Origin of the sequence: Mycobacterium gastri (assembly GCF_002102175.1) — a bacterium.
In the GTDB taxonomy this organism is placed as follows: Bacteria; Actinomycetota; Actinomycetes; order Mycobacteriales; family Mycobacteriaceae; genus Mycobacterium; species Mycobacterium gastri.
This window is the reverse complement of record NZ_LQOX01000055.1, coordinates 42,296-57,038: the sequence shown is the minus strand read 5'-3', so window position 1 is coordinate 57,038 and position 14,743 is coordinate 42,296. Positions and strand designations below refer to the sequence as shown.

Below are 14,743 nucleotides of genomic sequence, written 5' to 3'. Positions count from 1 at the left end.
CGCCGAAACCGTCTGAAGCGTCCGAAGCGTCCGTCGTCTAACGTCAGTCGGTATGGCGATGAATCTGGTTCACCGGTTGTGCTGTAACTCCGACCGCTGGGCCAGGGAAGTCGAAAGCCAGGTCTTGCCATGGGTGCTCGCCGATGTGGACCTGGGCGACAACACCCTCGAGATCGGACCAGGATACGGCGCATTTCTTCGGGTCCTGGTCGACAAGACGCCGAACCTGACTGCTGTCGAGATCGATGCCCCGCTGGCGCAGCGGCTGCAGGAACTGTACGGAGACCGGGCGCGCATCATCATCGGCGACGGCACCGCCACCAGACTGCCCGCCGACGAGTTCAGCTCCGTGGTGTCGTTCACCATGCTGCACCACGTGCCGACCGTTAACCTGCAAAACCGGCTGTTCGCCGAAGCCTTCCGGGTGCTGCGCCCGGGCGGCGTCTTCGCCGGCAGCGACGGCGTGCCGTCGCTGGTGTTCAACTTGTTGCACCTGCGCGATACCTGCAACCCGATCCCACCGGCGACCTTGCCGGATCGCTTGCGCACAGCGGGTTTTCGCGATGTCGATGTTGAGGTTCGCGCCCGCAGGCAACGCTGGCGGGCGATCAAACCCGCGGCTTGACGCCAGTGACCAACGCCCCAGATCGAGTCGGCAGCCCTTGTCGCTACCGTGTCCGCACAGCATCAGCCAATCCCAACCGAAGTTGAGGAGAGCCGTGACGCACGACGCGACCAGCATCCCCGATCGGACCCGGCTACCGTTGCCGGACACACCGACCGGCGGGAAAGCCGGACGTACCGTGTCGGAGTCGACAATGCCGACGATCACTCCCATCCGCCCACCACAGAACGCGCCGAATGTGGTGATCGTCCTGCTCGACGATGTCGGCTTCGGCGCCACCGCGACGTTCGGTGGCCCGGTGCCGACCCCAACCGGCGATGCGTTGGCGCGGGAAGGGCTGAGGTACAACCGGTTTCACACGACCGCCTTGTGCTCTCCCACTCGCGCCGCCCTGATGACCGGCAGGAACCATCACGCGGTCAACACCGGCAACATCACCGAATGGGCCACCGGGTACGACGGCTACAACAGCATCATCCCCAAATCTGCCGCTACCATTGCCGAGACGCTCCGCCAAAACGGCTACAGCACAGCAGCCTTCGGCAAATGGCACAACACCCCGGTATGGGAGGTAAGTCCGGCCGGCCCGTTCGATCGGTGGCCGACCGGGATGGGTTTTGAAGAGTTCTACGGATTCATGGGCGGCGAAGCCCACCAATACAACCCGGGCTTGTATCACGGCACGACGCCGGTCGAACGGCCCGAAGACGTTGAGAACTACCACCTTACGACGGATCTCGCGGATCGGATGATCGAATGGGTACATCGGCAGCAGGCCATGTCGCCCGACCGACCGTTTTTCGTCTACTGGGCGCCCGGCGCCACCCACGCGCCGCACCACGTGGCCCCAGAATGGAGCGAACCGTTTCGTGGCCGATTCGCCGCCGGCTGGGACAAGCTGCGTCAGGAAATCTATTCCCGGCAGCAGGAACTGGGCGTGATCCCGGCAGATGCCGCGTTGACCCCACGCCACGAATCGATACCCGCCTGGGACACGATGTCAGAAGAGCAGCAGCGAATCGCGTCGCGGCTTATGGAGGTCTACGCCGGATTCCTTGCCCACACCGATCACGAGATCGGTCGGATAGTCACCGCGCTCAAGGACATGAGTGTCTGGGACAACACGATGTTCGTCTACATCATCGGTGACAACGGCGCAGCTGCCGCCGGCGGGATCACCGGTGTCTTCAACGAAATGGTGACGTTGAACGGCCTCCAAGAAGACCCCGAGATCGTCTTGTCGAAGATCGACGAATTCGGCGGCCCGAAAGCCAGCAACGAGTATCCGGTCGGCTTCGCCTGGGCGATGTGCACCCCGTTCCAGTTCACCAAGCAGTTCGCCAGTCATTTCGGTGGCACCCGCAATCCGATGATCGTGACCTGGCCACAACGGATCAACGACGGCGGCGGGCTGCGTTCGCAATTTCACCACGTCATCGACATCGCCCCAACCATCTTGCAAGCCGCCGGAATTCCGGCGCCCACGACGGTCAACGGCGTGGCGCAGCAGCCCTACGACGGCATCAGCCTGGCGTATACATTTGACGACGCGGCCGCCCCGGACCGGCGCCGCACCCAGTATTTCGAGATAAAAGGCATCCGTGGGATCTATCACGATGACTGGATGGCCTGCACCTATCACGGCAAGATCCAGTGGCAACCTGGTTCGACCATGCCCGCCTTCTCCGATGACCGCTGGGAACTCTACGACCTGTCGCGGGACTACAGTCAAGCCGTTGACCTTTCCGCCCAGCACCCCGATCGGCTTGCGGAGTTGAAGGCACTATTCGACGCTGAAGCCGAGAAAAACCATGTCTTTCCGCTCGACGACCGCGGCCCCGCGCGGGCGATCGGTGCGCGGCCGACGGTTCTGGGCCAGCGAACCTCGATTTCGTTCGGCCAAGGATCAATCCGCATGCCCGAGGACATCATTCGGTCCGCCTTCAATCGGTCCTACTCGATTACCGCCGAGATAGACACTCCCGGTGGAGAAACGGTCGAGGGGGTTCTGTTGGCCGCCGGCGGCTACTTCGCCGGTCTGGCTCTCTACGTCCAGAATGGACTGGCCAAGTTCACGTACAACTATTTCGGATCGAAATACACGACCATCGCCGCAGCAACGCCCCTGCCCGCGGGCAACTCGACCGTCGCGGTCGAATTCGACTATGTAGGTCGAGGTCTGGGCAAAGGTGGTGTCGCGAGACTGCTGGTGGACGGGTGCCAGGCAGCTGAATCACGTATCGAGCGGACCGTTCCGCTGGGGTTCAGCGCCGACGAAGGACTGGACATCGGGCTCGACGGCGGCACCCCGGCCGCTGACACCTATGAGGGCACCTTCCCGTTCAACGCCACCATCAAGGAGGTGACGATCCAGCTGCGGTGAAATGCCGCCGGCCGACTGTCCCCCGCCGTGGGGCACCTGCCGCTAGCCGGCCTTGGCGATCGCGACTCGCACCCCGTCGCCGATGTCGACGCCGTCAGCCGGGTCGCCGAATTCGAAACTGGTGGCCAGGATTTCGCCGGAAATAAGGTCGCGGTGAGTGTGCGCCCAGGCTTGCCGCTCAGCGGGCACCGATATCACCACGCTGATCCGGTCGGACACGTCCAGCCCGGTCGACTTGCGCAGCTCTTGCAGTTCCCGGATGCGGTCTTTGGCCCAGCCCTCGGCCTCCAATTCCGGGGTCACCGTGCCGTCGAGCACCACCAGCCCGGCGCCGTCGGGCAGTGCCGCGGTGGAGTCGGGGTCGGCGGCCACCAGCCGTGAGCTGTATTCCTCCGGTTGCAGCACCGCGGGCCCTGCCGTCAACGTGCCGTCGGGATTGACGACGCCCTCGCCTGCCTTGACCGCTTTGATCGCCGCTTGCACGTCCTTGCCCAGTCGCGGCCCGGCCACCCGGGCGTTGACGGTCAGCTCGAACCGCCCGTAGGTGTCGATGGCGTCGGTGAGTTCGACCTGTTTGACGTTGAGCTCGTCGGCGATCAGCTCGATGAATGGCTTCAATCGTTCCGGATCAGCCACTGCCACGGTCAGTTTCGGCAGCGGCAGGCGCACCCGCAGCTTCTTGGCCTTGCGCAACGACGACGCGGCCGAGCACACTTCGCGGACCTGATCCATCGCCGCCACCAAGTCGGCGTCTGCGGGCACCGCATCGGCCCGCGGCCAGTCCGTCAGATGAACCGAGCGCTCACCGGTCACGGCGCGCCAGATCACCTCGGTAATCAACGGAAGCAACGGCGCAGCCAGTCTGGCGGTGACTTCCAGCACCGTGTGCAAGGTGTCGATGGCATCATCGTCTTCTTCCCAGAAGCGCAACCGCGACCGGCGCACATACCAATTCGTCAGCGCTTCGGTGAACTGCCGCAGCTGCTCGCAGGCCCCGGAGATGTCGCATACCTCCATCGACCGGGTGAGGTCTTCGCGCAGCACCGCCAGCTTGGCCAGGATGTAGCGATCCAGTACATGGCGTGAATCGGTACGCCAGGAACCCACTTTCGGCGCATACAGGGCCAAGAAGCTGTAGGCATTCCACAACGGCCGCAAGACCTGCCGTACGCTGTCCCGGATCCCCTGTTCGGTGACAATCAGGTTGCCGCCGCGCAGGATCGGCGACGCCATCAGAAACCAGCGCATCGCGTCGGAGCCGTCCCGGTGGAACACCTCGTTGACGTCGGGATAGTTGCGCAGCGACTTGCTCATTTTCTGACCGTCGGAGCCCAGTACGATCCCGTGCGCCACACACGTTTTGAACGCGGGCCGGTCGAACAGCGCGGTCGCCAGCACGTGCAGGGTGTAAAACCAGCCACGGGTCTGTCCGATGTACTCGACGATGAAGTCCCCGGGGTAATGGGCATCGACCCTCTTGTCGGGGTCGGCGCAATCGACTCCGTCGAACCAGCCACGGTTTTCGAATGGGTAGTGCACCTGGGCGTAGGGCATCGAGCCCGAGTCGAACCACACGTCCAGCACGTCTGGGATGCGCCGCATCCTGCTTTTCCCGGTGGGATCGTCGGGATTGGGCCGGGTGAGCTCGTCGATGTAGGGCCGGTGCAAATTGTCCGGCCGCACCCCGAAATCGCGCTCCAGCTCGTCCAAGCTGCCGTACACATCGATTCTCGGGTACGCAGGATTATCCGACTTCCACACCGGAATCGGGGTGCCCCAGTAGCGATTTCGTGAGATGGACCAATCGCGGGCACCCTGCAGCCACTTTCCGAACTGGCCGTCTTTGACGTGTTCGGGATACCAGGTGATCTGCTGGTTGAGTTCAACCATGCGGTCCCGGAATTCCGTCACCGTGACGAACCAGGACGACACCGCGCGGTAGATCAACGGGTTACGGCAGCGCCAGCAATGTGGGTAAGGGTGTTCGTAGGATTCGTGGCGGATCAACACCGCGCCGTTCGCCGCCGCCGGACCGCTGTGTGCCTTCAGGTCGCCGATGATCTGCGCGTTGGCGTCGAACACATGCTGCCCCTGGTAATCGGCAACGGCGGCGTCGAAGCGGCCCTTGGCGTCGACCGGAGTCACCGGCGCGATGCCGGCCGCCTCCGCGACCGCCATGTCGTCTTCGCCATACGCCGGGGCCATATGAACGATGCCGGTGCCCTCTTCAGTGGTCACAAATTCACCCGACAGTATGCGAAAGGCATTGGGAGAGTCCATAAAGTACGTAAACGGCGGTAAGTAGTGCAGGCCCAGCAGGTCGGCGCCGCGATAGGTGGCGAGAACCTCGGGCTCTTCTCCGAGCTCTCGAGCGTAGGCAGGCACCCGTGCCTCGGCCAGCACGAAGCACCGATCACCGGCCCTGACCTGCACATACGTCACGTCAGGATGGACGGCGACGGCCAGGTTCGACGGCAGCGTCCACGGTGTCGTGGTCCACACCAGCAGGAATGCGCCGGCCAACTCTTCAAGTGGTTGGCCACCCGGCACTTTGAATCCCACCGTGATCGCGGGGTCCTGACGGCTCTGGTAGACGTCGTCGTCCATCCGCAGTTCGTGATTGGACAGCGGGGTTTCGTCGCGCCAGCAATAGGGCAGCACCCGGTAGCCCTCGTACGCCAGGCCCTTATCCCAGAGCTGTTTGAACGCCCAGATCACCGATTCCATATACGACAGATCGAGCGTCTTGTAGTCGTTGTCGAAATCGACCCAGCGAGCCTGCCGGGTCACATATGCCTGCCACTCGTCGGTGTAGCGCAATACCGAAGCCCGGCAGGCATCGTTGAACGCGGCGATCCCCATGGCGTCGATCTGCGATTTGTCGGTGATGCCCAGCTGGCGCTCGACCTCGAGTTCGGCGGGCAATCCGTGGGTGTCCCAACCGAAGCGGCGCTCCACCTTAGAACCGCGCATCGTTCGGTACCGCGGCACGATGTCCTTGACATAGCCGGTCAATAGATGCCCGTAGTGCGGCAGGCCGTTGGCGAACGGAGGTCCGTCATAGAACACGTACTCCGGGGCGCCGTCGCGGCGGGCGATGCTGGCGCGGAAGGTGTCGTCGCGGGTCCAATAGTCAAGGACCTGTTCTTCCAGCGCGGGGAAGTCCGGCGAGCCACCGCGTTGGTCGGCAGCCAGTTCGCTGCGCGGGTAGGCCCTGTCGGTCATGCCGTCTCCTGTGTCAATTGTCACAAGACACGGGGACGACGACGCGCCGGGAGCGCGAACACCGCGGTACCACCCCGCTTGCCGCGCCAACGCACGGCCGCTCGTTGCAGGCTGTGACGGGCCCGCCCGTTCGGTTCTACTGGGCTTTTGCGCTGTTCTTCCGAAGGCTCACCGGTGATGGCCGGATCAACGCCGTTGCGGCCGATCCTACCCGGCAGCAGACGTGGGAGCCCCGCCCAGCCAACAAACTGCGGCCCCTCAACCACGGGTTTAAACCCAATGCAGCGAAAACCGAAATTTAAGCGCCAATCATCAACTAGGCTCAGCTCACCAACGCTATAAACCTAAATACCCGGATGAACGGTCGTCACAGCGTCGGGCATGGGGCAACCCACACCGACGGCAGTATGGTCGTGCCTTCGGGGAGGCACGACAAATCAATGAGGGGGCATGTGAACACCACGATACCCGGCCTACCCAGTGCCGTCACGAGCGCAGTCCGTTGGCCGGCTAGGGGTACCGACCCGTCCAACGTGTCCCGTGACGTGCGGTGGACCGGCACTGGTGGCGCAAGCCGAAATCGCTACGGCCAAGCCCTCGAACCCGGTTCACCGGGGTCCCTACGAATGTCATCACCGTGCCAGGTTCTGAGGACCACCCTTGGCTCTCCGGTGCATCGCAACCTGCTGGGCGACTGGGAGGAAGAATGGTCAGAGTAGGGAAGGTAGAGGCCGGGACGATCCGCGATTGGGCCCCCGAGCCGGGCACGCTGGTGTCGTGGCAACCGTCGCCGCCGTCACTGGCCAAGGCGAAGCAAGCACCGATCAGCACGGTACCGCCCAGTTATATGCAAGCCCATCACCTGCGTAACTTCCGGTCCTACGCCAGCCGCGGCCTGGAGATGTCGCGATTGCTGATTTCCGCCTGGGATATTCCCGGTCGATGCGACATCCGCACCATGACGCACGTCATCAATGCGCACCTGCGTCGCCACGACACCTACCGAAGCTGGTTCGAGCACACCGAGGGCGATCGCTACGTGCGGCGAACCATCAACAAAGCCAACGACATTCAGTTCGTCGCGACGCAGCACGGTGAGCTGACAACGCAAAGCCAATGGCGAGACCACCTGTTGGCCACCCCGAGCCCGCTGGAGTGGGATTGCTTCCGCTTTTCGATCATTCAGCGGGCAGACCATTTCACCTTCTGTGTGGCCATTGACCATCTTCACTGCGACGCCATGTTCGTCGGCGTCGCGTTCGCCGAGATCCACCTGATGTACATGGCACTGGTCGGGGGCGGAGCGCCGTTGCGGCTGGCGGAGACGGGCAGCTATCACGACTACTGCACCCGCCAGCAGGAGCACCTGGCCGGGCTCACCTTGGACTCCCCGGTTATCCGCGCATGGGCCGAATTCTTCGAGAGCAACGACGGGTCCCTTCCCAAATTCCCACTGCCACTGGGGGACACATCTGCGCCGTGCGAGATGATGGGCGTCCGGCTGTTGGACGAACGGCAGACACTCGCGTTCGAATCCGCGTGCTTGTCGGCGGGAGCCCGGTTCTGCGGCGGCGTACTCGCTATGTCGGCAGTGGCCGAACACGAATTGACCGGAACCGACGAGTATCACGCCATCGTTCCCATCGACATTCGCCGCACCCAGACGGATTTCATGACGACGGGTTGGTTCACCGGCTTCGTGCCGGTCACCGTCCCCGCCACCGGATCGTCGTTTGGTGAAATCGTCAAGGCGGCTCAGGAATGCTTTGATTCCGGCCGGGAATTGGCCGAAGTGCCATTGGACCGCGTGCTGGAACTGGTTCCGTGGCTGCGGAAAGGCCAATGGGGAGCACCGTTGCTCTTCTACCTCGACGCCGGCATTCCGCCGCTGTCGGCTCTGGCGAACTGCCACGTGGAAGGCTTGCACGCCCGGCTCTGCCACGACGGCGGGATGATGGGGCAGATCGACGTCCGGGTTAACCGGTTCGAGAAAGAGACCCAGTTAACGGTGTTGTTCCCGAACAACCCGGTCGCCCGCGAATCGGTCACCCGCTACGCGGAGACATTGAAGGCCGCCTATGTTCGCGTAGCCGAGGGACGCGAGGTAATGCCGGCCCGGCGCCACAACGGCAGTCAGCTGCACCTTGCCTATAGTCGGCGCGCTTACGAACCCGCGACGGCGGTCCCCCCCTTGACCACATGGCGAACCGGCTAGGCCGGAATCCAGGTTTTTCAAGGAGTTTCGAATTGGCGCGTTCTTCGGCCATGACGGACAACAGGATCGCCTTTCTCGACCACGCGGCTTTTCTTCGGTTGCGCGCAACCGGTGTTGAAACCATCGGCCAAGTTACCTGGATCTACGATCGCCCGGTTGACATGCAAGGATTGCGCCGGTTCAACCGCAACCTCGGGCGTGGATGGCTCGGGCGCCGAATCGAGCGTTCCCCGTTACCGTTTGGTCGTCCCCGCTGGGTCGCATACCACGATGCACCGGAAATCGACGTCGCTCCGTCACCGCGATCTCGCGCTGAAATCATGGGCTGGCTGGATGAGCGTGCGCAGATTCCGGTCGACCCCGAATACGGGCCTTGCTGGCATCTGGGGGTCCTCCCGCTCCACGACGGTGGGACGGCGGTAACCCTGATCACGTCGCACTCAGTGGTGGATGGCGTCGCGCTGCATCTCGCTGTCCACGAGGCCGTCAACGGCATCACCCGAGATTTCGGCTATCCGCCCCCACGATCGCGCACTCGTGGACGAGCACTGCTTGTCGACGCGTGGGACGCCGTTCGCGGATTGCCCGAGGTTTTTCGGGCACTGATCGCCTGCATCATGCTCGTCCTCAAACGCGACTCGAGTGCGAAGACACGAACAAGCACGCCGCCGGCTACGTCGAGCCGCGGTGGCCAGCCAATTGTCTTACCTGCTGTCACTTTTTCCTGCGATCTGGCTTCGTGGGATGCTCGGGTACTCGAACTCGGCGGGTCCAGTAATTCGCTATTCGTTGCTTTTGCGACCAGGCTCGCGCAGCGCATGGGACGGCTGAGCCCGGCTGATGGGGCTGTCACCATAACAATGCCGGTCAATGAACGCACCGCAGATGATCTACGAGCGAATGCGCTCACGGCCATTATCTTCCGGGTCGACCCGGACCGCGTGACAACGGATTTGCAACTCATCCGCAACGAGATAAAACAGAGCCTGGCCGCACTCCATGACACCCCAAACGAGCTGCTCAAGCCGCTGCCGCTGATTCCTTACACGCCTAGGTGGCTGGCCAGGAACATGGCAGCACTGGCCCTAGGTAGTTCGGATTTGCCGGTTTGCTGTTCGAATGTCAGCAACCTCAGTCAAGACTTGAACCGTATCGACGGTACCGATGCCAACTATTTCTCGGCACGTCTGTTCAATCAAGGTGCGACCAAGCAGAACATCGAGCGGGAAAGCGGCCAGCTTTACCTTTTCTCCGGATGTCTGAATGGAAAAGTTTTTATCAGCGTATCCTCCTATCAACTTGGCGCGGAGAATTCGAACCGGCAGCTGCGCACATTGATAGAACAGACGCTTGCAGATTATCGGCTAACCGCTGAGGTATTCGGATAGCTCGCAGTCACACGACTGAGGTCGCCCGGGGGCGGGAAGCAAAGGTAGGGGACGCTGATGAAGTTCGCACTGGCGATCAACGGCACCCGCGGCGATGTCGAGCCCTGCACGGCTCTCGGGCGGGAGCTGCTGCGCCGGGGACACGAGGTTCGCCTCGCGGTGCCGCCCAACCTAATCGGTTTGGCCGAAGCGGCCGGACTGGATGCGGTCAGCTACGGGCCGGACACTCAGGCGCTGCTGGACGACGAAGACAATTTGCACGAATTTTGGAAGCCGCAGACGTCTATCAAGTTGGTGCGCGAGGGTATCGCGGACCTGCGTCAGGCCTGGGCCGATATGGCGGCGACGCTGAGATCGTTGGCCGACGGCATGGACCTGGTGTTGACCGGCATGATCCACCAGGGCATTGCCGCCAATATCGCGGAGTATTACGACATTCGGCTGGCGACGATGCATTTCATGCCCGCGCGGGTCAATGGCCAGCTCGTGCCGGTCTTGCCGGCGCGGTTGAATCGCTCGCTGGTTTCGGCGCTGTGGTGGGTGCAGTGGCGCATCACGAAGAACCCAGAAGACGCGCAGCGGCGAGAGCTGGGACTGCCGAAGGCAACCGCGTCCTCGTCGTCGCGCATTCTGAGCAGCAGGGCACTCGAGATCCAGGCCTATGACGAGCTGTGCTTTCCCGGTCTGGTTACCGAGTGGGCCCAGTGGGCTGACAGGCGGCCGTTCGTCGGAGCCCTGACCCTGGAACTGCCAACGGACTACGACGACGAGGTGTTGTCGTGGATTGCCGCCGGTACGCCGCCGATCTACTTCGGCTTCGGCAGTATGCCAGTGGATTCGCCCGCCGGCACCATCGCCATGATTGGCGCCGCCTGTGCGGAATTGGGCGAACGCGCGTTGATCTGCACGGGCCAGAATGACGTCAGCGAGGTCGTGTGCGCGGAGCACGTCAAATTGGTGCCCGGGGTAAGCCACGGCGCCGTATTTCCGGTCTGCCGCGCGGTCGTACACCACGGTGGCGCCGGAACGACCGCCGCCGGCATGCGAGCCGGCATTCCCACCCTGATCCTCTGGATCTGGATAGAACAACCGATTTGGTTAGCCCAGATCAAACGGCTCAGGATCGGCTCTGGACGCCGGCTCGCGGCCACCACGAAGGAGACGCTGATCAGCGACCTCCGGGCAATTCTGGCTCCCGACTACGTCAACCGGGCGCGCGAGGTCGCAAATCAGATGACCAAACCTGGCGAAAGCGCCACGCGGGCAGCCGATCTTTTGGAAAATGAGGTGACTCGGACTCGGCCCAGCCCTCGGTTTCGCAGCTGACTCCGGGCGCCACTGCCCACTCGAACAGGACGACATGACCGCGAAACGCTTTTTCAACGACAGAGCTCCGGGCGGTCACCACCGCTTCCTATGCGTTGACGCAGTGCCGGTCAGCTGAAAGACGGCGAACGGGAGGGAGGGGGCAGATGTGGACCACAGTGCTGATCCTCGGGCTGATCACAGCGACTGAGCCGGTGCGTCTGGGCGTTGCCCTCTTCTTGATCTCGAAGCCGCGGCCAATGGTCAACCTGCTCGCTTTCTGGTTCGGCGGAATGGCGACGGGCGCAGCCGTCGCACTGGGCGTTTTACTTCTGCTGCGCGACTTCGCGCATGCCCTCGCCGAATCTGTGACGTCACTGGCGGCAAGTTCGACTGTCGGCCACATTCAGGTCGCGCTTGGTGTCGTGGCATTAGTGGTAGCCGCGCTGGTCGCCGCCGGCGTCTCGGTGCGTCCACCCGCGCTGGTGTCGACCGGCGAATCCTCGGCTGTGCTGGTGCAGGAGCAGCCCTCCCGATTCGCGCGGCTGATGGCAAACGCCCAGGGTGCACTCGAGGGCGGGTTTCCCTGGGTAGCGTTTGTGGCCGGCCTGAGTTCGGCGGGACCACCGCCGGTGGAGTACCTGGTGGTGCTCACCGCTATCGGCGCTTCGGGTGCGGCGCTCGGCACTCAGCTCAGCGCGACCGTCGCCTACCTTCTCGTGATGCTCGCGATCGTCGAGATCCCGCTCGTCAGCCATCTGGTCAACCCTGACAAAACCGAAGCCACCATGTTGCGGCTGCGCAACTGGCTACGGACGCATCGGCGGCAGATCCTCTCCGTTGCCTTCGCCGCGGCCGGGGTTGCCCTGCTGACAAGCGGCATGAACTGAAGGCAGCACGCGGGGCGGTTGAGCCGATGACACAAGAACCCGGCCGCCTCGCGCGGTATTACCGCCAAGCAGCGGCAGAGACGGTGCGGCTCATACCCACCGGCGCACGACGGGTCCTTGATCTCGGCTGCGCGGATGGGTCGTTCGGCGTCGCGGTCAAAGTCCGAACCGGCGCGGAACTCTGGGGCATCGTGTCCGATGAGCAAACCACCCGGCAGGCCAGCGCCGTCATCGATCGCGTCCTGACCGGAGACCTGGAGCGCCAGATCGCCGAACTACCCGACGGCTACTTCGACGCGGTGATCTGCGTCGACGTATTGGAACGGCTGGTGGAACCGGGTCCGGCGCTACGGAAGCTGCGGATCAAGCTCAAGCCCGATGGCGTCGTCGTCGCCGCGGTTCCGAACTTCCGCTTTCTTCCCGCGCTGGGCCAGGTGCTGTTCCGGAAAGACTTCCCGCAAGAGGACTTTGGCACTTTCGACCGCACCTATATACGCTTCTTCACCCGCAGAAGCATTGTGCGAATGTTCAAGAAAGCGGGCTTGCGGATACAACGGATCGAGGGAATCAACGCTTGGCCCGGCCCGCTTGGCGTGGCGATCGCCGTCGCCAGTCTGGGATTCTTCGCCGACGGCCGATATCTCCACTATGTCTGCGTCGGGTCGCCGGCCGCGCCGAGGCCGCGGCTACTGAGCGCGTTCAAAGCGGGTGCCCGCCAACCTTCGTGAAGCGCGTCGCACCGCTTCGGAACCGGCTCGGTCAGTCCCCTAGCGGGTGCGTCGTGTACGCCGTCGCCGGTTTGCCCCACAGCGGTCGTGACAATGTCCCGGGTGGGAATTGCTTGCGCCAGGTGCGGCCGTGGGTTTTGCGCATCGCCAGCTCCATGGTCAGGTTCGCGCCCAGCAAATATCGCCAACTGCCGAAATGGGTGTTGGCAGTCCTGCGTCCGAAGTGATTGATGTAGGCCATCTCTGTTGTGTACAAGCCGTATCCGGCTTTCCGGGCACGTAGTTCGAGATCGAAGTCGACTCCCCACCCGTAGCGACCAAACGTGCGCAGATCCATTCCGCCGACATCTTTCCAGCATTCCCGGGACAGCGTCAGCGCCGTTCCCTCAACGACGTTGACGGACCGATATCGCGGTCGGGGAACATAATCCGCGGCGTCGGGCTTCTCGTCGTCTTCTGCGCAGGGGAAGCCGCGGTCAAACATCGGCCCAACGATTCCGGCATCAGCGGGTAGCCGCGGGTCGAGCAGGGCTTCGACGAATCCCTTGGAGATGCGGGTGTCGTTGTTGAGTGTCATCGCATGGGAATAGCCCTCGGAGAACGCGATCCGGAATCCGAGGTCGCTGCCCCCGGCCCAACCGAGGTTCTCACCGGGAGTGATGACACGTTCGTTGCTGACCCTGGGATAGTCGCCCCGGTTGTCGACGATCAGATAGTCGGCGCCTTCGCGGTCCAAGTCGCTGACGAGGTCATGCGTGTACTCGTGCTGACCGAAGACCGGGACCGTAATCAGTACGGACATTTCGGACATGAGGTGACGGTACACCGCCGTCGGCGTCGGGAAGGGCACTCCGCAAACAACGCCGTCGAATGCTCAGGGGCAGCGGCGCCGGCGCCGCTCCGCCGACGCCAACTTGCGTCGGCAGACGGCGGCTCACGAGCCCAGCGGGACCGCTATATTTGACTCCCAGCAAATGCAAGAAAAGCAATACTCACAACAAATGGTGGGCTAGGAGTCCGAGACCGGCTCACCGGCTCGCAGATCCGGTCTGCGCGCCAACAGTTTCTTCTTGTCGAATTCCTTGGGTTCTCCGAGAATTTGCAGCTGGTGTATGCCTTGTTTGACCGAGTCCTTCAGTCCCAGCCCGTGCGAGTGATGAACCGTCAAGGCCGGCTCTTGAATAATGTGGTAGCCGCTTTTCAGCATCGACTTTCCCAGAGCCGTATCCTCACCACCGGCCTGATAGCGATCATCGAAACCGCCCAATTCCTGCCACACCGACTTGGAGATCATCGCGCCGGTCGCGCTCAGCAGCCCCGGCCCGGTACGCCTCGCCGGTCGCGCCGGGCGTGCCAACCACTGATTCATTCCCGTCAGCGCACCCCAGCGCTCCACGAATGATGCGCCCTCGTTCGGTAGCACCACGCCATACGCACCGGCCACATCCGTGTTCTTGCTGAAGTGCCGGGCGCCGGCATGCAGGTTATGACGGCTGCTCAGCCGGACGTGGGCCACCGTTACGAACACCACGGCGTGGCTCGCGGCCTGAACACCCAGGTTCAGCGACTTCGGATACGTAAAGTCGCGTTGGGCCAGTCGCACCAACTCCGCGCCGTAATGCTTCGCCACCTCGGGGCTCCGGTCGCTTGAGCCGTTGTCGACGACCACGACCTCGATTTCGCTACTGAATTGCTGATTATCGATATCTTCTAAGAGTTTCTCCAATTTGGCCGCCTCATTGAATACACGCACGACCACGCTGAGGTTCGGATCTTTAGCCGGATCGTCGGTGAGGGCTTCATCAATTCGCTTATTCAGTAGCCTGGTGGTGAGCGAACCGCCGAATGGAATCAAACCAATGAGTTCCGGGTGCAGCAAATAGCGGTCTTTGGTCATGGGCAATACGGCCCCTCTAGGCGAAGTCGTGGCTTCAGCAACACCTCAACAACACCTCAACAACACCCCAACAACAGTAGTACCCCG

Annotated in this window: 10 protein-coding genes; 7 read left to right on the top strand and 3 right to left on the bottom strand. The window is 62.9% G+C overall.

Translation table 11 applies throughout. The features are described from left to right. Window positions 1-52: 52 nt before the first annotated feature. Together AWC07_RS04005 and AWC07_RS04000 are read left to right on the top strand one after the other, a co-directional pair. Entirely contained in the window at window positions 53-625 is a 573-nt protein-coding gene (locus AWC07_RS04005; RefSeq protein ID WP_036420155.1) for a class I SAM-dependent methyltransferase, read from the top strand. A 94-nt stretch (window positions 626-719) separates the two neighbouring features. Beyond that, a complete protein-coding gene (locus AWC07_RS04000) occupies window positions 720-3,008 on the top strand; it encodes an arylsulfatase (RefSeq protein ID WP_085104964.1) in 2,289 nt (762 codons plus the stop codon). A 42-nt stretch (window positions 3,009-3,050) separates the two neighbouring features. Here AWC07_RS04000 and ileS read toward each other — a convergent pair whose 3' ends face one another. Next, window positions 3,051-6,233 carry an isoleucine--tRNA ligase gene (gene ileS, locus AWC07_RS03995; RefSeq protein ID WP_036416435.1) on the bottom strand — a complete coding sequence of 1,061 codons (3,183 nt, stop codon included), beginning with the start codon at window positions 6,231-6,233 and terminating at the stop codon, window positions 3,051-3,053. A 706-nt stretch (window positions 6,234-6,939) separates the two neighbouring features. Between ileS and AWC07_RS03985 the strand changes: the two genes are divergently transcribed. The 5 genes from AWC07_RS03985 to AWC07_RS03965 all read left to right on the top strand — a co-directional run bounded on the left by AWC07_RS03985 (window position 6,940) and on the right by AWC07_RS03965 (window position 12,759). Then, complete coding sequence (locus tag AWC07_RS03985) at window positions 6,940-8,448, top strand: condensation domain-containing protein (RefSeq protein WP_036416433.1); 1,509 nt, start codon at window positions 6,940-6,942, stop codon at window positions 8,446-8,448. 50 nt (window positions 8,449-8,498) lie between these two features. Next, a complete protein-coding gene (locus tag AWC07_RS03980; protein ID WP_425271216.1) occupies window positions 8,499-9,836 on the top strand; it encodes a condensation domain-containing protein in 1,338 nt (445 codons plus the stop codon). A 57-nt stretch (window positions 9,837-9,893) separates the two neighbouring features. Then, window positions 9,894-11,162 (top strand): glycosyltransferase, encoded by a 1,269-nt coding sequence (locus AWC07_RS03975; protein WP_036414467.1) that lies wholly within the window; start codon window positions 9,894-9,896, stop codon window positions 11,160-11,162. Window positions 11,163-11,308: 146 nt separating this feature from the next. Next, entirely contained in the window at window positions 11,309-12,031 is a 723-nt protein-coding gene (locus AWC07_RS03970) for a GAP family protein (protein ID WP_036414465.1), read from the top strand. A 26-nt stretch (window positions 12,032-12,057) separates the two neighbouring features. After that, entirely contained in the window at window positions 12,058-12,759 is a 702-nt protein-coding gene (locus tag AWC07_RS03965) for a class I SAM-dependent methyltransferase (protein ID WP_051508034.1), read from the top strand. 31 nt (window positions 12,760-12,790) lie between these two features. On the opposite strand, the gene AWC07_RS03960 is transcribed toward AWC07_RS03965, so the two are convergent. Next, window positions 12,791-13,561, bottom strand: a complete 771-nt coding sequence (locus AWC07_RS03960; RefSeq protein ID WP_036414470.1) for a glycosyltransferase family protein — start codon at window positions 13,559-13,561, stop codon at window positions 12,791-12,793. A gap of 207 nt (window positions 13,562-13,768) precedes the next feature. After that, entirely contained in the window at window positions 13,769-14,656 is an 888-nt protein-coding gene (locus AWC07_RS03955; protein ID WP_036414463.1) for a glycosyltransferase family 2 protein, read from the bottom strand. Window positions 14,657-14,743 lie beyond the last annotated feature (87 nt).

Coding starts and splice junctions, on each gene's coding strand:
- AWC07_RS04005 (WP_036420155.1), top strand. CDS start 53: ATGGCGATGAATCTGGTTCACCGGTTGTGCTGTAACTCCGACCGCTGG.
- ileS (WP_036416435.1), bottom strand. CDS start 6,233: ATGACCGACAGGGCCTACCCGCGCAGCGAACTGGCTGCCGACCAACGC.
- AWC07_RS03985 (WP_036416433.1), top strand. CDS start 6,940: ATGGTCAGAGTAGGGAAGGTAGAGGCCGGGACGATCCGCGATTGGGCC.
- AWC07_RS03980 (WP_425271216.1), top strand. CDS start 8,499: ATGACGGACAACAGGATCGCCTTTCTCGACCACGCGGCTTTTCTTCGG.
- AWC07_RS03975 (WP_036414467.1), top strand. CDS start 9,894: ATGAAGTTCGCACTGGCGATCAACGGCACCCGCGGCGATGTCGAGCCC.
- AWC07_RS03970 (WP_036414465.1), top strand. CDS start 11,309: ATGTGGACCACAGTGCTGATCCTCGGGCTGATCACAGCGACTGAGCCG.
- AWC07_RS03965 (WP_051508034.1), top strand. CDS start 12,058: ATGACACAAGAACCCGGCCGCCTCGCGCGGTATTACCGCCAAGCAGCG.
- AWC07_RS03960 (WP_036414470.1), bottom strand. CDS start 13,561: ATGTCCGTACTGATTACGGTCCCGGTCTTCGGTCAGCACGAGTACACG.
- AWC07_RS03955 (WP_036414463.1), bottom strand. CDS start 14,656: ATGACCAAAGACCGCTATTTGCTGCACCCGGAACTCATTGGTTTGATT.